Annotated in this window: 17 protein-coding genes and 1 pseudogene; 11 read left to right on the forward strand and 7 right to left on the reverse strand. The window is 60.4% G+C overall.

Going from position 1 to position 21,340, the window contains the following annotated elements:
* The first annotated feature begins 215 nt into the window (after positions 1–215).
* Together VXM67_RS14410 and VXM67_RS14415 are read left to right on the forward strand one after the other, a co-directional pair.
* Positions 216–1,079: a GGDEF domain-containing protein gene (locus tag VXM67_RS14410; protein ID WP_104881739.1), complete on the forward strand. Its 864-nt coding sequence runs from the start codon at positions 216–218 to the stop codon at positions 1,077–1,079.
* Between the two features lie 106 nt (positions 1,080–1,185).
* Positions 1,186–1,521, forward strand: a complete 336-nt coding sequence (locus VXM67_RS14415; protein ID WP_023380665.1) for a hypothetical protein — start codon at positions 1,186–1,188, stop codon at positions 1,519–1,521.
* A gap of 57 nt (positions 1,522–1,578) precedes the next feature.
* On the opposite strand, the gene VXM67_RS14420 is transcribed toward VXM67_RS14415, so the two are convergent.
* Positions 1,579–4,386 carry an amino acid adenylation domain-containing protein gene (locus VXM67_RS14420; RefSeq protein WP_315694025.1) on the reverse strand — a complete coding sequence of 936 codons (2,808 nt, stop codon included), beginning with the start codon at positions 4,384–4,386 and terminating at the stop codon, positions 1,579–1,581.
* A 198-nt stretch (positions 4,387–4,584) separates the two neighbouring features.
* Entirely contained in the window at positions 4,585–4,776 is a 192-nt protein-coding gene (locus VXM67_RS14425; RefSeq protein WP_023380667.1) for a DUF1289 domain-containing protein, read from the reverse strand.
* Positions 4,777–5,219: 443 nt separating this feature from the next.
* Here VXM67_RS14425 and VXM67_RS14430 point away from each other — a divergent pair.
* Positions 5,220–5,591 (forward strand): annotated as a pseudogene (locus VXM67_RS14430) (transposase); the annotation flags it as partial.
* Between the two features lie 1,008 nt (positions 5,592–6,599).
* On the opposite strand, the gene VXM67_RS14435 reads toward VXM67_RS14430, so the two are convergent.
* The 4 genes from VXM67_RS14435 to VXM67_RS14450 all read right to left on the reverse strand — a co-directional run bounded on the left by VXM67_RS14435 (position 6,600) and on the right by VXM67_RS14450 (position 13,171).
* Positions 6,600–6,848 (reverse strand): hypothetical protein, encoded by a 249-nt coding sequence (locus VXM67_RS14435; protein ID WP_023380670.1) that lies wholly within the window; start codon positions 6,846–6,848, stop codon positions 6,600–6,602.
* 397 nt (positions 6,849–7,245) lie between these two features.
* On the reverse strand, positions 7,246–7,674 hold the full coding sequence (locus tag VXM67_RS14440) for an NTF2 fold immunity protein (protein ID WP_027907865.1): 429 nt from the start codon (positions 7,672–7,674) through the stop codon (positions 7,246–7,248).
* 15 nt (positions 7,675–7,689) lie between these two features.
* Entirely contained in the window at positions 7,690–12,435 is a 4,746-nt protein-coding gene (locus tag VXM67_RS14445) for an RHS repeat-associated core domain-containing protein (protein WP_367237104.1), read from the reverse strand.
* 229 nt (positions 12,436–12,664) lie between these two features.
* Entirely contained in the window at positions 12,665–13,171 is a 507-nt protein-coding gene (locus tag VXM67_RS14450) for an isochorismatase family protein (RefSeq protein WP_081669690.1), read from the reverse strand.
* Positions 13,172–13,338: 167 nt separating this feature from the next.
* On the opposite strand from VXM67_RS14450, the gene VXM67_RS14455 reads away from it, so the two are divergent.
* The 5 genes from VXM67_RS14455 (at position 13,339) to VXM67_RS14475 (ending at position 17,410) form a co-directional block, all read left to right on the forward strand.
* Positions 13,339–13,728, forward strand: coding sequence for a hypothetical protein (locus tag VXM67_RS14455; protein WP_027907385.1), 390 nt, complete (start codon positions 13,339–13,341; stop codon positions 13,726–13,728).
* A 102-nt stretch (positions 13,729–13,830) separates the two neighbouring features.
* Entirely contained in the window at positions 13,831–14,169 is a 339-nt protein-coding gene (locus VXM67_RS14460) for a hypothetical protein (protein WP_023380674.1), read from the forward strand.
* Positions 14,170–14,369: 200 nt separating this feature from the next.
* Positions 14,370–15,611: an MFS transporter gene (locus tag VXM67_RS14465; protein WP_027907384.1), complete on the forward strand. Its 1,242-nt coding sequence runs from the start codon at positions 14,370–14,372 to the stop codon at positions 15,609–15,611.
* Positions 15,612–15,970: 359 nt separating this feature from the next.
* Positions 15,971–16,591: a LysE family translocator gene (locus VXM67_RS14470; protein WP_027907383.1), complete on the forward strand. Its 621-nt coding sequence runs from the start codon at positions 15,971–15,973 to the stop codon at positions 16,589–16,591.
* Between the two features lie 165 nt (positions 16,592–16,756).
* Positions 16,757–17,410: a tetratricopeptide repeat protein gene (locus VXM67_RS14475; protein WP_023380677.1), complete on the forward strand. Its 654-nt coding sequence runs from the start codon at positions 16,757–16,759 to the stop codon at positions 17,408–17,410.
* A 3-nt stretch (positions 17,411–17,413) separates the two neighbouring features.
* Here VXM67_RS14475 and VXM67_RS14480 read toward each other — a convergent pair whose 3' ends face one another.
* On the reverse strand, positions 17,414–18,184 hold the full coding sequence (locus VXM67_RS14480) for an IclR family transcriptional regulator C-terminal domain-containing protein (protein WP_023380678.1): 771 nt from the start codon (positions 18,182–18,184) through the stop codon (positions 17,414–17,416).
* 221 nt (positions 18,185–18,405) lie between these two features.
* Between VXM67_RS14480 and VXM67_RS14485 the strand changes: the two genes are divergently transcribed.
* Genes VXM67_RS14485 through VXM67_RS14495 form a run of 3 tightly spaced genes read left to right on the forward strand, consistent with a single transcriptional unit; the run spans position 18,406 to position 21,258 of the window.
* A complete protein-coding gene (locus VXM67_RS14485) occupies positions 18,406–19,215 on the forward strand; it encodes a shikimate dehydrogenase (RefSeq protein ID WP_027907382.1) in 810 nt (269 codons plus the stop codon).
* Positions 19,216–19,219: 4 nt separating this feature from the next.
* Positions 19,220–20,953 carry an FAD-dependent oxidoreductase gene (locus VXM67_RS14490; protein ID WP_027907381.1) on the forward strand — a complete coding sequence of 578 codons (1,734 nt, stop codon included), beginning with the start codon at positions 19,220–19,222 and terminating at the stop codon, positions 20,951–20,953.
* Complete coding sequence (locus VXM67_RS14495) at positions 20,938–21,258, forward strand: NIPSNAP family protein (protein ID WP_023380681.1); 321 nt, start codon at positions 20,938–20,940, stop codon at positions 21,256–21,258. The genes VXM67_RS14490 and VXM67_RS14495 overlap by 16 nt, the downstream gene beginning before the upstream one ends.
* The last annotated feature ends 82 nt before the right edge of the window (positions 21,259–21,340 follow it).

The following is a 21,340-nucleotide window of genomic DNA, read 5'->3' on the forward strand; positions in this document are numbered from 1 at the left end:
TGGGGAGGATTCCCCACCCCTGTTCCCCCAATTGGGGGGAACCGCTGGCAAGCGCCAGTTGGACTCAAGGTGCTTTCGCTTCCCATTCAGTACATATCGCCGCTGGCAAATCTTGCGTCGGCCCTTGCGCAAGCCCCCCGGAAATCTGCAGGATTACACGCCGCCCTTCTTCAAGAACGGGCAATGATCAAGTGCCGCACAGGACACCGTTGCCGATGCCCGTCGACCTGCAAACACTCTACCCAAGACTGATCCACCTGATGCTGGACACTGTGTTCGTAGTCGACCGGGACAACCAGATCGTTTTCGTCAGCGATGCGTGCGAGGCCCTGCTGGGTTACCGCGCTGAAGAGCTGATGGGCACCCTGATCACCGACTACATGCATCCAGATGACCTGTCGGCGACCCGTGCGTCGATCATCAGGGTGATGAACGGTCAACCCCATTTCGATTTTCGTAACCGCTACCTGCGCAAGGATGGCGAAGTCGTGCACATCCTGTGGTCGGCCTTCTGGTCCGAAGAGATCGGTGCTCGCATCGGCGTCGCGCGGAACGTGTCGGCTCTGACCAAGGCTGAGGAGGATCTGCGCTTTCTCGCCCACCACGACCCATTGACCAAGCTGACCAACCGCTCGATTTTCAACGACCGGCTCGAATCGGCACTGCGGGCTGCTCAACGTCACGGTCGCAGTCTGGCGTTGCTGTTCCTGGACATAAATGATTTCAAGCACATCAACGATGTCCATGGGCATGCGATGGGCGACCGCGTGCTGTGCATGATCGCCAGGCGTCTGGAAGGCTGCGTGCGCGAGACCGATACGGTGGCGCGCATCGGTGGGGATGAATTCACGGTGCTGATGACCGATGTCCAATCGCAGACCGCCGTGTCAGAGAAGGTCGCGCAGATACTGGCGGTGATGTCCGAGCCGTTGGGGACCGAATTCAATGGGCTGAACATGCCGTCCTGCAGCGTTGGCGTGGCCTACTACCCCGAAGATGGGGAAGACGCCGATACCCTGCTCAGCCGTGCCGATGGCGATATGTACCGGGTCAAACGACAACGCTCCACCACGGGCTGAATTTTTTAGGCAAAATGCCACTACTCTGACTTTCAATCCCTGAACCCTGCCGCTAGAGTGTCGCCGCCGGGAATTGGATCCCGGTCCTCGTGTCATGGAGAAGTCAGTGAAGTACCTCAGCAAATGTGCAGCAGCAACCGTTCTTGGCTTGGTTCTGGCCGGTTGCACCGGAGCACCGATCCAATCTCGGCACTATGACAGCAACGAATACACCGTGCTCGGCCACAGCCAGGCAAGCGCCACGGGTATCATGCTGTTCGGCATCATTCCGATCCGCCAGAACAACCGCTTCGTTCGCGCACAGAACGCGGCCATCAAGGCCAAGGGTGGCGATGCCATGATCAATACACAAGTGCAGGAAAACTGGTTCTGGGCTTGGGTCCTCAGTGGCTACACCACCACCATCTCCGGTGATGTGATCAAGCTCAACAACGTGCAGTAACCCTTTCGCGCCACCTGTCGAGCCAGCTCGGCCGGTGGCGCAGGCCTGATCGCTGCGTCAGGCCACCGGTTCCGCGGTGTCCACACGGCGTTTCTGCCCGGAGCCATTCCAACGCATCACGACCACACGTACCGCCCAGTTCCAGCAATACCCCACCAGCACCCCGCCGACAATGGCCAGCACCACGGCAAACGCCTGGTGATCGAAAAGACGCCGCGCCACGGACTGGAATTGGAAGTGCGTCAGGTAGATGTACAGGGTCGACGAAGCAATCGCCGCCGCCGCTCGAGCGATGATCGCCGGCACTGCGACCGGCCGCAGCCAGATCAACGCGAGAATCGCTGGCAGTGCAATGTCGATAAACCCAAGTTTCGCGACCTCCTCCCCACCATGGCCCGCCAGTGCGACCAAGTCCAGCTCACCGATCACCAAGACCGCCACCGCGCTGACGACCCATTTGCGTACCGTCGAATCGGCAAAGTGCACGGCCATGCCCAACACCATGATCGCGAGGAAATGCTGTGGTACTCGGTTCAATAGCACCGTGGCGTCGAAGACGAAGGACCTCAGCAGCACATCGAGCACCACCAGCGCACAGGATGCCAGCACCAGGTTGCGGAACGGGTTGGCCATGACTCGCCTACGAATCCGGTCGACCGACAGCAGCAGTCCGATGATCACGATCATCTGCAGCAGCACCTCGATGTACCAGGAGTTGAACACGCCGACCTCGGACGTCGGGAACCAGTTGTTGATCAACAACAGCGATTGCCAATGGAAGGTATCGAACACCAGCTGAGTCAGTACGTTGTAGCCGATAGTCGGCACCGCGATGGTAGCAACGGACTTCACCAGGGTTCGGGCGTCGCCACGTTCATCGATGGCCCGGAGTTGAAACCTGGCCAGGCTAAGGCCAGAGATGAGGAACAGAACCGAGGTCTCTCCCACCAGGCGCCAGTTCTCGAACACATGGAAATGGCCGATGACGATGAGCAGGATGCACAGCACCCGGAGCAACACCGGTATTTCCATGGCCCGGGTTGCCAGCCCGGATGCCTTGGCCTGCCCGGCCATTTCCGCGAGCTCGCGCACCGCAGTGGTCTCCCACCGATCCGGTAGATGGCCAAGCAGTGACTCCAGCGCCATGGAGGCCTGGACGAAGGACAGCGAATCGCCGCCCAACTCGACGAAGGTCAGGTTGGCATCGACGTTCGGCACCTGGAGGATCCGCGCCCAGGCCTCGCTGAGCTGGACCGCCAGCGGGGATAGCTCATGGCTACCGAGCGCTGCCGTAGGTGCCTTGTCGAAGGCCGGGGGCAAGGCCCGCTTGTCTATCTTGCCGTTGGGCGTCAGGGGGATGGCATCGAGAAACACGAACAGCGCAGGCACCATATAGTCTGGCAATTCACCGCCCAAAGCATCACGCAGTGCAGCGGCCGTTACGGGCTGCGCAGGGACACAATAGGCCACCAGCCTGACCATCGGACCGTCGTGATTGGCCAGTACGACGCACTGTTTGACCTTCGGGTGGCGGGCGATGGCGTTTTCGATCTCTGCCAACTCGATACGATGCCCGCGAATCTTCACTTGACTGTCAGCACGCCCGAGGAAACTGACGCTGCCGTCTGGCAGATAGGTCCCCAGGTCGCCGGTGCGGTAACAGATGTCGTTCGCGGCCCCTGTGAAGGGGTTCACCACGAACTTGTCAGCGGTCAACTCGGCATCGTGCCAGTAGCCCAGCGACAGGTACGGGCTGCGGATGTAGATCTCCCCCGTTTCACCCTCGCTGACCTGTTGCCGGGCCTCGTTCACCAACAGCAACTGCGCGCCATCGATCCCCTTGCCAAGCGGGATCTTGCCGCTTTCGGTTCTAGGATCGACCTGGTGGAACGCCATGGCCTGTGGTGTTTCGGTGGTCCCGTAGAAGTTGACACTGACCGTGAGCGGAGCGATGGCCCGGATCTGCTGGTACAACGCCGGACTCAAGGCGTCGCCGCCCCAGAACAAGTAGCGCAACCGCTCGAACACCAGTCCGTTCATTCTGGCGCCGGTTTCGATCAGCTTGCCCAAGGGCGGCGTCAGGTGCATGACCGAGATACCCTGTTGCTCGATCCAGGCGGCCAGCGCCGCCGGGTTGGTCAAGGTAGCCTGGGCTGGGCAAATGACTTTCGCCCCGATCGACAAGGGCGTGAAGACGTCCCGATATACCGGGTCGTGGCCCAGGCCCGACAGCATCGAAAAGCAGTCGTCGCGGCTGAAACCATGATGACGGACATGCCAGTCGATGAAATGCACCAGCGGTGCGTGGTGGGTCACGACTCCCTTGGGTACCCCGGTGCTGCCGGAGGTGAAGGTGATGTACGCTGGCTGGCCAGGGTCGACCTCGGGTAACGGCAGGTAGTGGCCGGCGAATCGCCGCAGGGCCTCGCCGGGCGCCTCGGGCACTTCGATCAGGCCTGGCTGCGGGCCTGAGGGGTCGAGGTCGAGCTGGGCATCACCGCACAGCAGGACCTGCACAGGTTCAAGGGTGCGGATGATCTGGTTCACTCGCGCCGTCGGATAGGCAGCGTCGGCAATGGTGAACGTCAACCCCGCCCGCAGGGCGCCGAGCATGGCGTAGACCATGCCGGCACAACGGCTGGCGACGATCACCACCCGATCGCTGCCCTGGGCACCTTTGGCCAGCAACAAGACCGCCATGGCTTGGCTGATCGCTTCAAGTTCGTGGTAACTACAGTGGGTATCGTGGGCGATGATCGCGGTGGCATCGGGCGTTTGCCTGGCCTGATGCAGGAAGTCCAGGAAGATCGGCCGCTCGGCACGGTATTCCAGGAACAGTGTCGGGTCCGGACGCGAGTCCTGCATGGTGGGTGTCTGCTCCGAGAGATCGGGACGTGCCTTGCGTGAAAACCGCAGGACGATGACAGAACGTTAGTGCACGCTGGCCGTTATCGCCAATGGACGGCGCAACGACACATCACTGGCTGATGCTGCAAGCCACTATGGAAGTGGGCTTACCCGCGAACAGGGGCAAAGCCCGACTTTCCGCATGCCTGTGGTCTTTCACTTGGACTTGGCATTTTTCTTGTTGATGGCCTTCATACGGGTGGCGGCCCGCTGCACGGTGGCCATCTTCTCCGGTCGTTTCATGCCGCGCCACTTGCGGATCTCTTCGCGCGTGCGGCCACAACTCACGCACAATTCGCTGTTGAGCTGGCAGAGCGAGACGCAAGGGTTGTCGATGTCTTTGGCCATGGGTTGCTCCGTAATCGGGCGGAAATCATACAGCAGATACCCGTGACAGTTTGCATGGCGAGCCATGCGTTCGGGTGCAGGGTGTCGAGTTGCCACTGACTCTTCCACTTGCACCCACACTCCTTCACATCACCCCCGCGGTATGTAATGTGGCGCTTGGTGCGTTGCCTGGCGTTCCAGCCCGCGCTGGATTCGTGTCCTTTCCTATTCGTTCATGTGGCATTTTGCGTAGTCAGGGTATCTATCAAGAACGTCATTCCAAACATTTATTGATGCCTCTTCGAAAGCGGCCCCATCACACTCTGCCTTCTCTTCGCTGCCGCGTAACGCAATAAAATCTTCCGCTGTGTTAATCATAATAACCACTGCACGCAAGAGATTTAAAATCAAGGGCGGCGGCAAAAACTGAGTGCAACACCGGACCAACCCGGTACAGTGTGCCTATGTCCTATCAAGAACTCAGCATCGAAGAGCGCATCACGATTCAATTTGGCCAACTCCAAGGCATGAGCCAGAGGGCTATTGCCAGGCTGCTTGATCGCAGCCCCTCGACCATTAGCCCAGTGCTTCGTCGCAACGCCCCTGAGGCGGGCCGGTACTCGGCGAGTCAGGCTCATCAGCACATGCGACACTGGCGCCTTGCTTGCCGCCCCAAGCGTAAGCTGCTGCCCGGAAGCCAACTGTTTGACCTGGTGCTTTATCTGCCGCGTAAATGCTTTTCTCCCCAGCAAATTGCCGGCAAGCTTAACGCCATGGAATTTCCGAATATTGAAGATGCATACGTCTGTCGCGAGACGATCTACATGATCGTATTCTTCTTTGTTTTTACTGTTACGTAACCTGACAAACTCTTCTGCAGACTTAATCATTACAATCCTCCATACTTCCGAAGCGTTGAATAAAATCCAAGCAGATACACCTCACCGCCTTCATGCTGGTGCTTGCGCTTACACACCACCAAGGTTCAATCCTAGCCTGCCACACTGCTCAAGCAAAGTCTTTCTCGCGCCACGCATGAACTTAATATATTTCGACCTACTTACCTCCAATACCATCAATCTCCCACTCCAAGGCCTTACTACCAGCTTTTCAATGCCATCAATGTTTACGCATACCGCAAAGTCCCCATCAAAGCTCTCAACTCCAATAGGTAGATAAGAGTTCCTTACATCCTGTTCAATTTCGACCATACAACTCTGCAGCTGATTGGCTGTCAAGAATTTCAACTCCACCCCTTCGATCCTCTTAAACAAATCTATAAAGGCACCGTTTAAGGCGCCCGCTAACATGAGTTCATCATAGTCACCGACTGCACCCCCCCCCAAAAACCAGGCAACACCTCGAAAAATATGTACCATCATTGGTTTTGAATGTGTCAATCCGAGCGTTTAATTCAATCAATCTTCTTAACCCCGCACATGCAGTCTTTCTTCATGCCCGAAAATCTCCTCCCAACCTCAGGAGGAACTCTAATACCTCGACTCTGAACCGAATCCCCGTTCCAGTGGGCCTTTCCATCATTACTGTTACCAAAACGGTGGACAACCCCAACATCATCCATAGCATACCAATGAAGACCATCTTTATCAGGGATCGACTTCTTAAATAACTCTTCAGCATCGCTAGGGATTATAGATGTTTTACTTCCTCCTCCACGAAATTTTCCAGAAGTCGGATTATGGTGCCCTGGATCCTCATACTTCGGTTTCGGCCCATGGTACCGCCCTTCTCTGGGTTGGCGAGCCAATCCAATAGGATCAATCCACTCTATAGTATTTGGTGCATAGACGAAGAGATTTAGTCCACCGTCATAGCCGACTGGATCATGAGTTATGAAACGTCCTGCAGGCACCCGCTTCCGGCCTATCCCAGTAATGTGCGACCGAGTTCTTGTACAGACGTCGACCCAAGGCGTCGTAGGCGAAGTCGACCTTGAGCTTGTCGTCGCTGTAGCTGGCCAACCGGTCGAACAGGTCCCAGGTGAAGTGGGCGTGCGCGCCGTTTTGTAAGCGGTGCACCAAGTTGCCGCGTTCCTGGTCCAACAGGTTGCCGGCGGGGTCGTGTTTGTCCAAGCAATTGAGCAGTTGTTTAGCTGCCTGGCATATTAAAAACATTACCCCCCAGGTGCAACAAGTGCACCCGAGATATCAATGCAATAACAACTTGCAACTAAATTACTTACTACATTTTTGCTGATCGCGCGCGATCAAAACCCAGAGCTCCGTCCTGATTAATCGCACAGATCAAAGCAAAGTCATCATCGCAATCAACCGGCAGCCCCTTATCCAATGGCTACTGACCTTACTGAACAGCTCAAACTCTGCCCGATAGCATATTACTTCAAACATCCATCACTCCGGACTAATAACCACAACGATTCGTTTTTCTATATATCGCAGAGTTAAAGCATCCGATTTCAGTGAGCGATACCAGATCAATCGAGGCTGATGCCGCCCAGAACTAAAACCTCTAGATTGACTCTCGGGAGCTCCACTTGGCCACTTCATTAGCTCGCCCATGAAGTGCATCTATTTTAAAATTTTCGTCCTCGACTATAACTGTGTATCGCCGAAACGGAGCTAGCGCCTTAGCGTTAATTGTTTCTATAAACAATTCCCCCCCTGACTCCGTACAGGAATCAGGGATTATGACCTGAGCAAATTCTGGCGGCCGCCCTGTATTTAGAAGATCCAAGCGACTGGAAGCAAGACTTTTATTTGCTTTCCGGCTAAGGCATGAATCGAATATTTCGCGCAGTTTCGCCTTAGCCTCGAAGTCAGCTTTTAGACGTTCATCGTTGTTCGACTTGTACTCGTCCGAACGACGACGCTTATGAAACTCTGTCTCCCATGCAAGCATCTGTTCTAAGAATTGCTCTAAAAACTCACGCGCATCCATTTCTAAAACCTCTACTTAACAATCGCATGAACAGGGATTATTGAATACTTGACTATGAGTAACACCGTTAACTCGCGCCTGATAGAGGATAGACGTTGGCCTAGTTCCTCCTGCATCGTAGTTAGGCACCACTCTAACAATTACATTATCTCCATTTTTAACTGCAGCTGCGATGTCGCCTTCAAACATCCTGAAAGCACCTCGATTAGTAGTGGGGGCTTGAGGGAATACGTTATCTTTACCGCCGCTACCGCCGAGTAATTTACTAATTGCATGACCTGCATCATCACCTGCACACCCCATTCCTCTCGCGTGTCCACGCGAACTGGCGTTTGTGGCCGAACCAGTCCCGATATCTGAGGGCCGGATCTTTGCAGTCACACTCTTCAAGCTGCCGTTTACATTGTATCGATATTTGTTTCGAGGATCCTCACCCCACAACCCTAATGGGTCAACCCAGCCGGTAGGGTTCGTCACGTAGCTGAAAAAATTGAGCCCACCCTCTAAGCGAACTGGGTCCTGTGACACATAACGGGCTGTTTTTGGATCATAGTATCTATATCTATTGTAATGCAGACTTGTTTCGTGATCTTGGTAGTGTCCTTGGAAGCGAATCGGATTGCTCAAGCCATGCCGCTTGGCCAACTCCGATCGTCGGACTTCGCCCCAAGCCTTGTACTGCCCTGCCCACGCAATATTACCCTGCTCGTCGGTGAGTTCCATTGGCGTGCCGAGATGATCGCAGTGGTACCAGGCAATCGCATCGAACGCCTGCGGCGGCATCGTCGTTTGCCACAACGGATCCTGTTCGAAGTCGTACTCCCGCTGACGCCAATCCGGCTGCCTGTGGAGCACGATCGGGCGCTTGCGCAGGGCCTGGGCCACCGGCACGAAGCTGCCCGGTTCATACAGATAATGCACGGTACGCCCGGTATCGCCATCGTCCCTTGGCGGTGAGCTTTCCCAGGCCAGGGTGTCGCCGTCCCAGCCGAACAGGGTGAATCCGCAACCCAGTTCACGTTGGCGCTTGGCTCGCTGCATCTGGTTCCAGCCGGTACCCGCTTCCGGCCTATCCCAGTAATGTGCGACCGAGTTCTTGTACAGACGTCGACCCAAGGCGTCGTAGGCGAAGTCGACCTTGAGCTTGTCGTCGCTGTAGCTGGCCAACCGGTCGAACAGGTCCCAGGTGAAGTGGGCGTGCGCGCCGTTTTGTAAGCGGTGCACCAAGTTGCCGCGTTCGTCGTACTTGTAGTGGGTGCCGGCGTACTCGCGCAGCAGGTTGTCCATCAGCTTGTTGCGACGTGGGTCCGCTTCCAGCGGGCGGTTCAGCTCTTGGGTTTTCTGATCCAGCAGGTTGCCAGCCGGGTCGAAGGCGAAGGTCTCGACGCCCAGGCGGCTGGTGGCCTGGAGCAGGCGGCCAACCGGATCGTATTGATACTCCAACTGGCCACGACGAGTGTCGTGGATGTTGGTCAATTGGCCCGCAGCGTCGTAACGGTACTGACGCTTGAGCAGCGTGGATGGGCCATCGTGGCTGCCCAACCACTGCTCTTGCAGGCGCCCGGCCGGGTCCCAGGCCTGGGTTTGCATGAGCTTGTTGCCCTGGTGCCGTACGACTTCACGGTGCAGGTCGTCGCGCTCGTAGGCGAGCATTTCGTGGTGGTCGAGGGTCATGCCCAGCAGGTGGCCGCTGCCGTAGGTGAGCCAGCTGACTTTGTGGCCGTCCGGGCGGAGGGTCGAGATGCGCTGGTTGAGGGCGTCGTAGGTGTGCTGCCAGACCGCAACCATCGGCGCACCCGTCATCAGGTAGTGCTGGTGCTCGCGGGTCAGGTTGCCGGCTTCGTCATGGAACCACTGCAGTTTGCTGACGGCGTTGATCGCCTGGATCAGCTTGCCGTTGCCGTCGTAGGCGAAGGTCTCGGTCTGGCTCTGATCGCCCAGGCGTGCGGTGCGTTCGACCAGCCGGTTCATGCGGTCGAAGCGCAGGTCGATGTGGCGTTGGCCGACCTGGGTGGAGGCCAGGCGACCGGAATACGGGTCGTACTGGTAGCGCGTCACCAGACCATCGAATCCAGTTTCCTGGAGCAAACGACCTACTGGATCGTAGAAGAACGTCGCCTTGCTTTCGTTCTCGTTCTCCAGGCCGATCAGGCGTCCGAGCTTGTCCCAGCGGTAGCGCAGGGTGTGCTCGTTGGCGTCGATGCGCTCAGCCAGCAGGCCGGCGGCGGTGTAGGACCAGGTGGTGCAACGATCAAGGCCATCGGAGTGAGCCAGCAAGCGACCTTCGGCGTCGTAGTCGAAACGCTCTTCGGTGTTGTCAGGGTGGGAGACCTTGGCCAACTGACCGGTCTTGTACTCATAGGCGGTTTTGTTGCCTAGTGCATCGGCGAACTCGATCAACTGGCCGAAGGCGTTGTAGGCCCAAACACTGGTCTTGCCTGAGCAGTCGGTGTACGCCAGCAATTGCCCTGCGTCGTTGTAGGCGAGTGTCTTTTCGTTGCCGTTGGCGTCCTTGATCGCCTTGACCAAGCCCGCCGGGGTATAGGCAAACTCGGTCTTGTTGCCCAGCGGATCGGTGGTCTCGACCAGATTGCCGCGCGCGTCGTAATCGCGCAGCCACAGCCCGCCCTCGGCATCGCGAATCTTGATCAGTTGGTCGTGGTCGTCGTAGGCATAGTGCTCGACGCTGTGATCGGGGCGGATGTGCTGCAGCAGATTGCTGCGCTCATCGTAGGCGTAACGGTCCTGGCTGCCGTCGGCATGGACGTGGCGGATGACGTTCTTGCGTGCGTCGCGGAACAGCCATTCTGAACGCCCGTCAGGATGTTCAATGCGGTAGGTGTAGCCGAGGGCGTCATGGTAGTGGCGGGTCTGTTGGTTGCAGACGTCGGTCACGGTGGTCAGGCGAATGTGTGGATCCCACGCCAGCCGCAGGTCAAAGCTGCCGTCGTCGGCCCATTCGCGAATGACCTTGGCCTTGGCGCCAGAGCCATCCCACTGCAGGTTCATCCCGCGACCCGTACGATCGGTGTAACGGGTGATCAGGTGATGGCGGTAGCGGTAGTGCCAGGCGGCGCCGTTTTCATCCTGGGCGCCGATCAGGTCGCCCTGGCCATCGTAGTGATACCCGCACAGCTGACGCAGCGGCTTGCCGTCGACCACCTGCCACAAGCCTTGAATGTGGCCGTGATCGTCGAGCAGGGTGCCCAGTTGCAGGTGGACCTTGTTCGGGTCGTTGTCGAAATAGGTGTTGATGTCCGACAGCACCGGCTGGTCGTGGTGACGATGCTCGTAATGCAGCATCGCCCCCGCGCCACTGCGCAGCTGGATATGGGTCAGGTAGAAGCGGTCACCGTGACGGGCATAGGTTTCCCGGCGGCCCAGGCCGCGCAGCAGCACCAGTTGCTGTTCGCCGGTGCGCACCCAGGTGAAGTACTCGACTGCGTCGTACTGCGGCTTGCCCTTTTTCGGCAGCGCGAAGGCATGGCTGCGCCCGTCCATGTCGTGGAACAGCAGGCCTTTGTCGACCACGTCGATGCAGGTGGTGAACTCGGTGATCCAGCGGGCGCCGAGGATGCCGTTGTCCAGCTTGTCGAGGCGCGAGTTGTAGGTGCGAGTCCACGTGACCGGGAACGGGCCGGACAGGCTGAAGTCGGTGTGCGACAGCAGCTCGTTACCCAGTGCATAGCCAATGCTGTGCGCCGTGCACGGGCATGGGCCGTTCTTGCGGGGATTGGGCGCCTGGCGCACCGGGGCCTGCCGGGACAGCGACTCGTTGTGCCCCTCGCTGAGCACGTGACGGGCCTGCCGGGTGGTGTCGGCCTTGACCGGCGCCGCCATCCCTCGCTGGGGCGGGTGGGCGCGCACGGTCTGCAGCAGGCGTTGCAGCAACCAGGCGATGCTCTGTTCGCGCTCGGCCTGGCCCAGCGTGTCGAGGAAGCGCGGAACACGGGCGGCCAGGCGCTCAAGGGTATCGATCAGGGGCTGCAGCAGTTTCGGCAAGGCTTCGTCGAACTGTCGCGCAACGCCGTTGTAGGCGCTCTTGAGCAGGCCTTCTCCAGCATTGGCGAGGGCCGCGGCGGCCAGGGTCCAGGCGTCGACTTCGAACAGGGAGTCGTACAGCTCCACCTGGGCCAGTTGCTGGCGGGCCCGGGCATGATTGACCTCGGCGTCGAGGTTGCCGCTAGCGGCGTCCTTGAGCAGCCCGGCCAGCCCACCGAACAGTTGGCTGGCGGTCTGGCCGGCGGCTTCGAGCATGGCAGGCAATTGCTCGAGGGCGCCGTCGACGTAGTGCTCCAGTTCGCCGCGAAGGTTGGCGTGCAGGTGGCCTTCGAGGATTTCCAGGAACACCGCGCCCAAGTTGGCCCGGGGGTTGCGCCGCAGCTTCTGCCGGGTCAGGTGCAGCACCGGCCGCAGCACCATGCGCGCCCGCGCCAGGCCGAGCGGAACCGGCACCACGCCAATCAGGTTGATGCCCAGGCTGACCCATTGCAGCGGATCGTTGCTGGGATTTCGTACCAGCTCGGCGATATCGAGCAGCGCATCCACCAGGGCGAAGGCGTTGGCCACAACCGGCACCGAGGCTTCGAGGTGATAACGCACCGATTGCAGGTCGAGCAGACCGCAGCTGATGTCCTGCAGCCACTGGTCGACGGCGGCGGCAGCGGCACCGAGGTCTTCGCGCAGCAGGGTTTCCAGCGGGGCGATGGCGATCTGGACCTCGCGCTCGGACAGCGCGGATCCGGGGGAACCTTGGGGCATTTGGCAGGCCTTCCTAGCCGGGGGATTACCCCGGGAAATCCGAGAAGGCCAAAGGGTATGAGTGGGGTTACCTGACTAGATGCCAGGCAAATTCGATCCGCACTGTAGGAAAGTTCGACACGCCCCCATCAAAGCATGTCTATCAATCTTTGTTGGATCGTCGTTCTCCCAGCATCCATGCCGTGTTGGCCCCCTGCGGCCAACGTTTCCGCCCCGCCAACCTATCAAGTCAGTCCAGCAAGGCATCCACCTCCGCCCGCGTGGTGACCTGGCCGAAATGATGCTTCCACAATTCGATGCCCAGTTGCCCTGACCGGTCCAGGGACGAGCCGACGGTGAGGTCGGTGACCAAGGTCGGCGTCAACCCTGCGTCGAACAACGCAAAGCCGGCCGCGAGCACGCAGGTTTCGGTCTGCATGCCACACACCAGCACCCGTTCGACGCCCAGTTGCCTGATGTATTCGACGGTTTCGACCGGTAGCCCGTAACCATGCTTGACGAACACGGTGTCGGCTTCGACCAAATGCTCGTCCTGCGCCGCAGGGTGCCAGCCAAGCTGGCGTTGAAACGGTGTGACCTGCTCGTCATGAGTCACCACCATGGCAATGGTGAAGATCTTCGCCGAAAACGCTCGCAACCGGTCGACCAGCCATTCCGGGGGGTTGAACGTCGACTGCACATCGACAATAAGCAAGACCTGCTGCATGAAACGCTCCTGAAGACCGACGGCGGCCATTGCCATCAGTTTGAGCGTGGAGTGTGCCAAGCGCCGGAGTCGTTGGCTATTTGTGCGCTGTGCACTTAGAACTTTTCTTTATTTGTCGGTCTATGTGAATGGCCCAACTGGAAGGTTGCCAGCCGCCAAATGCCTACACGTCCCAACATCAGAGGTTGTCTTCGATCATGAAATTCCACGTCCCACGGATGGTGCTGTTTGGCCTGTTCGCCTTCGCGGCAGTGGGCTCGGCATCTGCAACAACCATGAAGACCACGCCCCCTGTTGCCACGTCCCAGGTCGAGGTCCTTCAGGCGCCCACCCAGGGTGGTGGTAACCCCTGGCCGAGCCTGGCCGATCAGCGATCAGGGACGCTGCTGGCCCACGACGACCGTTACTACCACGATCACCGTGACCATTACCGCCGCGATGACTGGCGCCGGGAACAGTGGCGTCGCGACCAATGGCGCAGGGAGCAAGCCCGCCGCGAAGCAGAGCGCCGCCGCTACTGGGAGCGCCACCATGATCGGGCGATGCACCACCGCTACGACGACGATCACCGCTACTATCGTCGCTGATACCGCCAAGACCGCGACCCCAGGGAACAGGAACGACTGATCCGGCGTCGCGGTCAACATCCTCGAAGGTGACCAAAATCGGTTACAGCACGAGGATTGGCCATGAGTACCCTGACGATCGAAGGCTGGTGCAAACGCGATCCCACGCAGAAGTCCACGCCACTGGGCGAAATACACTTCGACATCCAAGGCGCTAACCACAGGCGATTGGAGCAGGCCGAAGAATACCTGCAACAGAGCCATGAAACCGAAACCATGGTCGATGTCGACCTGGCGAGCATGAACCTTGTATTGCCGCCAGGGTGCGGCCCCCTGGCTGACTGCCGTCTGCGTGTCTACTTGAGTGAAGAGCAGCGCGGGCAGTTTCATCTCGTTGGCCATCGTGCCAGTGATGGCAGCCTTATCTACAGCAATGCAGTGTTGATTGCTCAACTGAGTTGAGCCTGGTGAACGAACCTGCAGGGGCCGGTGATCGCCGGCAAGCCGGCTCCTACATGCTGCGGATCCATCGAATGCGTTGATGATTACTATCGAGACACCCGCCTGTCGGGTCGGCAAAACCGCCCCCTATAATCGCCCCTCTGTTTCTCCCCGCTCCTCTCGCCTGCTACAGGCGACGTCCGTTCCTGGAATTTAATACCATGCCGACACCCAACCCGTCCGCGCACGTCCCCGAACACACCCAATACAGCGTCAAGCAGCAGTGGCTTGCAATTCTCTCGGTCGCCGTCGGTGCCTTCTCCCTGGTCACCAGCGAGTTTCTGCCGGTGGGCGTTCTCAACGATGTCGCCAGCGACCTGGGCATCAGTGCTGGCCAGGCCGGCCTGATGGTCACCCTGCCCGGCATCATGGCTGCCCTCGCCGCGCCTTTGCTGTCTGTGGGCATCGGCGCCCTTGACCGGCGCTATCTACTGATCGGCCTGACGCTGATCATGATCATCGCCAACGCGGTGGTGGCTTATGCGAGCGACTTCAGCCTGCTGCTGTTCGGCCGCGTACTCCTGGGTATCAGCATCGGCGGTTTCTGGGCGACAGCCATCGCCCTTAGCGGACGCCTCGCGCCCAAGGGGGTGGGCGTAGCGCAGGCCACTTCGATCATCATGGTCGGTGTCACCTTGGCGACCGTCCTGGGTGTTCCGGTTGGTACCTGGCTCAGCGGCCTGATGGGCTGGCGCATGACCTTCCTGATAACCGCGCTGGTGGGCGTGCCGGTACTTCTGGCGCAGGTGTTGCTGCTTCCGCGACTGGCGCCGGACAAGGCCATTCGCATCAGCGACCTGCCGGCCTTGTTCATCAATCCACAGGCTCGGGTCGGATTGATCGCAGTATTGTTGATTGGCCTTGCGCACTTTGCCGCATACACCTATGTCGCGCCTTTCTTCAAACAAAGGGCTGGCTTCGATGGACCTACCATTGGCTCGCTGCTTCTGCTTTATGGCGTGGCCGGGGTGCTGGGCAACATCTTCGCCGGTTTCGCCGCCAACCGAAGCGTGCGTCACACCCTGTTGCTGGTTGCGCTGATGATCGGTACCAGCACTGCGCTGTTCCCTTACTTCGCCACCGGCATGACCGGCGCCGCGATGCTCATCGCCCTCTGGGGCTTCGCCTTTGGTGCGTTCCCGGCCTGCGCCAGCATCTGGATGTTTGTCGTGGCGCCCAAGGACGTCGAGCGCGGCATGCCTTTGTTCGTGGCCATGTTCCAGGTGATCATCGCGCTGGGCTCGTTCTTCGGTGGGCGGATCGTCGACCAACTGGGCAGTTCGGTGCTGCTGAGCCTGGCCACGGCGCTGGTGGGTTGCGGTTTGGCGACGGTGCTGGTGCTGGGGCGTAGCGTCAGTAATCGCATGGTGGCTCAGCCGGAGGGTGTTGTGGATGCGTCGTAAGTGGTGAGAAGTGCAGCGCGTTTGAGATCGAGCGCCGCCCGCGCGGCGCATCGCGAGCAAGGCTCGCTCCTACATCTGTCTCGGGCCAATTACGCCTGTGGGATTTGCGCGCGAACGCTTTGGCGCATGGCGCACTATCGAGTCGTACACACCAGGCGTTCGCGCGCGTCTGTCACTGGCGTTACTGGCCCGAAACAGACGTAGGAGCGAGCCTTGCTCGCGATGCGCCGCGCGGGCGGCGCTCGATCTCAAGACCGCTGCATGCCCCTCGCCATACCACGACTTGCCGCCGCGCAATGACCACCCCGAGCACGCCCATGCTAACCTGCGCTCACCTCCTCCCGCAGGCGCCGAAGCTAATGTCCATTGCAGACAACCTGATTGCCTTCACCCTCGCCGCCACGCTGCTGACCGTGACACCAGGCCTGGACACTGCGCTCATCCTCAGGACAGCAACCGTCGAGGGCCGTCGGCAAGGGCTGCGTGCGGCGCTGGGCATCAACGTCGGTTGCTTGCTATGGGGCGCGGCGGTTGCGTTCGGCCTGGGCGCGCTATTGGCCGTGTCCGAACTCGCCTACAGCATTCTGAAGTATTGCGGCGCGGCGTACCTGGCCTGGCTTGGGGTGAACATGCTGATGCGGCCACGGCATTCACTGGCGCCGATCGCAACGCAGCCGCGGACGCAGTCCAACTGGTTCCTCAGGGGCATGATGGGTAACCTGCTGAACCCTAAGGTCGGTATTTTCTACGTCTCGTTCCTGCCGCAATTCATCCCCCACGGCCAGCCGCTGATAGCCTGGACCTTCATTCTGGTCGGCATCCACGTGGCACTCGGCCTGCTCTGGGCGATGGTACTGGTCAGCGCGACGCATTCGCTGGCGGGGGTGTTGCGCCGCGAAAAGGTCATCGCTGCGCTCGACCGCGCTACCGGGCTACTGTTCGTGATTTTCGCGGTGCGTCTGGCCTTGAGCAGGCGTTGATTGATCCGATCTCGAAAAAGGTGAGTCGGATGCCATCGCCAACCCTCAAAGGTTGCGCAGCCTGGGAACTTCATTGCACGGACTGGGTCGATAGCATCCCCTTGCATCCACGGGCGAGGGCCATGTCCCTTTCCGCCAGACCAGACACTGTCGAGTCAGTACCCGATGCCCAGCCAACGCATGCTGCCGGCCGTTCTCCTGTTGTTCAGCGCCGTCGCAGCCTGTGGCGCGTTCGCAGGCGACCGCTCGATGCCAGCCCATAGCAACAATGCCTCCACCATGCTGATCGAAAGCGCCTCGCAGCAGTACGCCGCCGGCCATCTGGACCAAGCGGCGGCAACACTGGAACGAGCACTGCAGATTCAGCCGAACAACCCTGCAACCTTGCATTACCTTGGCGTGCTGCGCCTGCAACAAGGCCAGTACCAACAGGCCGAAACCCTCGCCGTGCGCTCGAATATGCGGGTCGGCAGCAACAACGCGCTGCGCAACCGCAATTTCCAGTTGATCCAGGCGGCTCGCAATGGCCAGGTTTACGGCGCACTGCCAGCGGCCGACCAGCCCCCTGCCTCCGCTCAAGCGGTGAACCTAACGCCCACCGATCCCTTCACGCCGCCACCGCAGCCTGCGGCACCACAGCGCTTGAGCAACCCGGTAACACAGGCCGAGGACATGGACATACCCCAGGGTCACCGGCCACCCCCGGGCAAGTGCCGAATCTGGTTCCCAGGTGTTCCGCCCGGGCACCAGCCCGCGCCGGTCAAGTGCAAGAAGCTCAAAGGGCGTATTCCGCAAGGCGCCTACCTGATCCGTCACTGACCGTCAGTCCAGCACCGGCTTCAACAGGGCCTGCGCCTCGTACAACGCAGGCAGGTAGCGCAGGCGAATCTCATCGACGCTCAGCCGCGACGCATGGGTAGTGATGGTCAGTGTCGCCTTCAGTTGCCCAGCACGATCCACCAGCGGCACGCCAAGCACGCGCATACCGATTTCGTACTCCTGATCGACGATACAAAAACCCTGCGCTCTCACCTGCTGCAGCACCGCCTCCAGGCGCGCCCTGTCAGTTTGCGTGTAGGGCGTGAGCGGGCGAAGCGGGTTTCGCGAGAAGTAGTCGTCCCGCGCCGTTGCATCCAGCGACGCCAGCCAGATCCGCCCGCCAGCGGTGCAGTACATCGGTACCCGCGAGCCGGGGCGAATCGACAGCGAGGCGACGTGGCTATACCGGCTGCGCACCAGGTGGATGATTTCGTCACCGTCGCGGGTGCCCACCGACACATGCTCCTGGGTCTGGCGCGCGACCTGCTCGACGATAGGCCTCAACATGCGCGGCAACTGCGCCGAATCCACATAGGCCTGGCCAATACGCAGCACTTTGGGTGTCAGCCAGTAATGGCGGTTGTCGGTGTCGGCAAAGCCTTCGTGCACCAACGTCAACAGAAAACGTCGAGTGGCACTGGGCGTCAGCCCTGAGAGTCTGGCCGCGTGTGGCACGCTCAAGCGTGGCTGGTCGGCGCTGAACAGTTGCATCAATGCCAAGCCTTTCTGCAGACCGGCGATGAGGTCGCGGGGATGAGTTTCGTGTTTGTCCATGTGTTCGGCTCGTGGGGTGGGCTGGACGGTTGTCGGGCGGCTCTGGGGCCAATCGCCGGCAAGCCCGCTCCTAAGGGTGTTCACCCACTCATACACCAATTCAATGCGAATACCGATACATGACTGCGATTATCGCACTAATGGATCGCTAAGCGCATTGCCGTACCCCCACGCCGCGCGCCACGCTTGCCTCCACAACAACGCCAAAAACGGAGGTCAGCATGATTCGGGGTTCGACAGAACTGGTCGCCATCGTCGGTTCACCCATCGCCCAGGTGAAATCGCCCGACAACTTCAACACCTGGTTCGCCAACAACGACCGTAACCTGGCGATGCTGCCCATCGATATGCAGGAAGCATCGCTTCAAGCATTCGTCGGTAGCCTCAAGGGCTGGCGCAACCTGCGCGGTTGCGTGGTCACCGTTCCCTACAAACAGGTGTTGGCCGCGCATCTGGATGGACTCAGCGATCGTGCCACCGCGCTGGGTTCGGTCAACGTGATTCGCCGTGAACCCGATGGCCGCCTGCTGGGTGACAACGTCGACGGCGCAGGCTTTCTCGGTGCTGCGCGCAAGCATGGATTCCAACCAGCCGGCAAACGTGTGCTGGTGATCGGTTGCGGCGGGGTCGGCAGCGCCATTGCCTATGCATTGGGTGAGGCAGGCGTCGCCCAGGTGACCCTCAGCGACCCCAGCACTCCGCGCGCCGCCGCACTTTGCGAACTGCTCGGCAATACCTTCGCCAACCTTGAGGTCGCCACACACTACGAATCGCTGGAGCGCTTCGACCTGCTAGTCAACGCCTCACCCGTCGGCATGGGCGATACCGGCGAGCTACCGCTGCCGGCGAGTCTGCTGGAAACCCTGCAACCCCGGACCCTGGTGGCCGACGTCGTCACCTCCCCGGAAATCACCCCGTTGCTGGCTCTTGCGCGCCAGCGCGGCTGCGCGATCCAGACCGGAGCGCAGATGGCATTCGCACAGCTTGGCCACCTCGGCGCCTTCATGGGCGTCACGCCGCTGGAGATCTGAGGCCATGTCCGCTATCGAACAATCGCAACAAGTGTTTGACCTGGTCGTCCTTGGCAGCGGTGCCGGGGGATTCGCCACCGCCGCCACCGCTGCCCGCCTTGGCCTGAAGGTATTGATCGTGGAAAAGGCCGACACCTTTGGCGGCACCTCAGCCATTTCCGGTGGCGCGGTGTGGATCCATGGCAGTGATCAAGCGAGCGCCGCCGGCGCCGAGGATTCGCCCGAAGCCATCCGCACTTACCTCAAGGCGATCATCGGCGCCGGTTATAAATCTGAGCTCGTGGACGCCTTCGTCGAACGCGGCCACCAAGCGTTGCGTTGGCTGGAGGCCAACACCGAGCTGCGGTACAGCCTGCGCCTGCACTCACCGGACTACTACCCGGATGCACCCGGCGCCACCGAGTTTGGACGCGCACTGGAAATGGTCGAGTACGACGGGCGCCACCTCGGCCCGCGCTTCAAGGACCTGAAGATGCCCCCGCCCGGCATGCTGCTGTTCGGCGGGATGATGGTCAACCGCGTGGACATCCAGCACTTCCTGAGCATGCGCCGCTCGGCTGCATCGCTCTGGCACTGCATAAAGCTGATGGCTCGCTACGGGGTGGATCGGCTGCGCCACCACCGTGGCACCCGGCTGACGACCGGCAACGCGCTGATCGCCCGGCTGGCTTGCAGCGCTTTGGCCGACGGTGCTCAATTGTGGCTGCGCAGCGAGGCGCAGGCGCTGATCGTCGAGCAGGGGGTGGTCCGTGGTGTGGTGGTACTGCGCGAGGGCCGTCGCGAACGGGTTCTCGCCCACGGCGGCGTTGTCTGCGCCATGGGCGGTTTCGCAGCAGGCGCGCTAGCCGCCGCTAACCGGCCCGACGCAAGCGCACCGCACCTGACCATGTCTCCTCCCACCAATGACGGGGCCGCCCTGCGCCTGGGCGAAGCCGTGCAGGCAGCCAAGGGCGAGGACCTGGCCGCCAACTTCTTCTGGGCTCCGGTGTCCGAGCTGCGCCATTCCAATGGCGAGCGCGAACGCTTCCCGCACCTGGTCACCGACCGCGCCAAACCGGGTGTGATTGCAGTCGATCCGACCGGTCGGCGTTTCGTCAACGAGTCCAACTCCTATCATCATTTTGTGCAGACCATGTTCGCCCAGGGCATCAGCAGCTGCTGGTTGATCTGCGATGCTGATGCCATGAACCGCTATGGCCTCGGGCTGGCGCGACCAAGGCCGGTAGACAACAACGCGCTGATCGAGGCCGGCTACCTGCATCGGGCCGACACCCCGCATGCCCTCGCCCAAGCCATCGGCATCGACCCGCAAACACTTGCGCAAACACTTGAGCACTTCAACGCCGATGCTCGTATCGGCATCGACCGTGCATTCGGGAAGGGAGCCAACAGCTACAACCGCTACATGGGCGACCCACAGCACCAACCCAACCCGTGCCTGGCGCCCTTGGCCAAGGCGCCGTTCTATGCGATCCGAATCCACACCGGCGACCTCGGCTCGGCACGCGGCCTGGCGACCGACGCCAACGCCAACGTACTGAGCGAAGCCGGCGCGCCGATCACCGGACTGTACGCCGTTGGCAACGACATGAACTCGATCATGGAGGGCACCTACCCAGGCCCAGGCATCACCCTTGGCCCCGCCCTCACCTTCGGCTGGATCGCTGCCAGCCATATCGCCGAACGCCTGCGGGCGCCGGCCACTCACGCGGAGAAAAACCCATGTACTACGAACTGAGAACCTACACCCTCGACCCACTGAAACTCGCTGACTGGCTGGCCCTGTACCAAAGCCATGCGCTGGAGGTGCAAACCGAACACCTGGGCAAGCTGATCGGCTTTTTCACCACCGAGTTCGGCGAGGCCAACCAGGTGGTGCACCTGTGGGGCTACACCAGCCTTGACGAGCGGATGGAGCGACGCAAAGCAATGGCCGCCGACCCACGCTGGGCGGAATTCTCGCGGCGCAACCGCGAGTTGGGTGCGGTGCTCAAGCTGCAATCGCGTGTGCTGCGGCCAACGGGCTTCTCGCCGTTGCAGTGAGGGAGTTAGATCCGCTCACCGGGCCTCTCCCCTCTAGGAAGGGGCCGCAAAGCACCGAAGGTGCCGAGGTGATGGGCCTTGG

Source organism: Pseudomonas sp. Rh2 (genome assembly GCF_040762985.1).
In the GTDB taxonomy this organism is placed as follows: Bacteria; Pseudomonadota; Gammaproteobacteria; order Pseudomonadales; family Pseudomonadaceae; genus Aquipseudomonas; species Aquipseudomonas taiwanensis.

Coding starts and splice junctions, on each gene's coding strand:
- VXM67_RS14440 (WP_027907865.1), bottom strand. CDS start 7,674: ATGGATGCGCGTGAGTTTTTAGAGCAATTCTTAGAACAGATGCTTGCA.
- VXM67_RS14450 (WP_081669690.1), bottom strand. CDS start 13,171: ATGGCCGCCGTCGGTCTTCAGGAGCGTTTCATGCAGCAGGTCTTGCTT.
- VXM67_RS14470 (WP_027907383.1), top strand. CDS start 15,971: ATGTCCATTGCAGACAACCTGATTGCCTTCACCCTCGCCGCCACGCTG.
- VXM67_RS14420 (WP_315694025.1), bottom strand. CDS start 4,386: ATGCAGGACTCGCGTCCGGACCCGACACTGTTCCTGGAATACCGTGCC.
- VXM67_RS14445 (WP_367237104.1), bottom strand. CDS start 12,435: ATGCCCCAAGGTTCCCCCGGATCCGCGCTGTCCGAGCGCGAGGTCCAG.
- VXM67_RS14495 (WP_023380681.1), top strand. CDS start 20,938: ATGTACTACGAACTGAGAACCTACACCCTCGACCCACTGAAACTCGCT.
- VXM67_RS14485 (WP_027907382.1), top strand. CDS start 18,406: ATGATTCGGGGTTCGACAGAACTGGTCGCCATCGTCGGTTCACCCATC.
- VXM67_RS14475 (WP_023380677.1), top strand. CDS start 16,757: ATGCCCAGCCAACGCATGCTGCCGGCCGTTCTCCTGTTGTTCAGCGCC.
- VXM67_RS14425 (WP_023380667.1), bottom strand. CDS start 4,776: ATGGCCAAAGACATCGACAACCCTTGCGTCTCGCTCTGCCAGCTCAAC.
- VXM67_RS14455 (WP_027907385.1), top strand. CDS start 13,339: ATGAAATTCCACGTCCCACGGATGGTGCTGTTTGGCCTGTTCGCCTTC.
- VXM67_RS14490 (WP_027907381.1), top strand. CDS start 19,220: ATGTCCGCTATCGAACAATCGCAACAAGTGTTTGACCTGGTCGTCCTT.
- VXM67_RS14480 (WP_023380678.1), bottom strand. CDS start 18,184: ATGGACAAACACGAAACTCATCCCCGCGACCTCATCGCCGGTCTGCAG.
- VXM67_RS14465 (WP_027907384.1), top strand. CDS start 14,370: ATGCCGACACCCAACCCGTCCGCGCACGTCCCCGAACACACCCAATAC.
- VXM67_RS14460 (WP_023380674.1), top strand. CDS start 13,831: ATGAGTACCCTGACGATCGAAGGCTGGTGCAAACGCGATCCCACGCAG.
- VXM67_RS14410 (WP_104881739.1), top strand. CDS start 216: ATGCCCGTCGACCTGCAAACACTCTACCCAAGACTGATCCACCTGATG.